Source organism: Streptomyces viridochromogenes (assembly GCF_001270495.1).
In the GTDB taxonomy this organism is placed as follows: Bacteria; Actinomycetota; Actinomycetes; order Streptomycetales; family Streptomycetaceae; genus Streptomyces; species Streptomyces viridochromogenes_A.
The window spans coordinates 1-240 of record NZ_LGUR01000170.1 but is presented as its reverse complement, the minus strand read 5'-3'; the positions used below and the strand labels follow the sequence as shown (position 1 = coordinate 240).

General features: G+C 72.5%; 1 pseudogene. It reads left to right on the top strand.

Annotated elements, in window-relative coordinates:
* Positions 1–240: pseudogene (locus tag ADK36_RS17105) on the top strand (ArsR/SmtB family transcription factor); the annotation flags it as partial.

Genomic DNA, 240 nt, shown 5'->3' with positions numbered 1-240 from the left:
GATGCGCAAGCTGTCGCCGGCGCTGAAGCGGGAGATCGAGGCGTTCTCCTACGCGGTGCGCTCGTACTTTCCCGAGTTCCTCTTTCCGCGGCCGACCGGTGGGTTGGCGGACTTCGGCAGCGAGCTGGCCGGCCTGCGCGAGGCGGACCCGGAGCTGGTCCGGCTGGAGTTCGCCGTCCCCCTGCTGTCGCCGTGGCCGGGCGGCGGCGAGGGCAGGGATCCACACGCGCTGCGGGAACC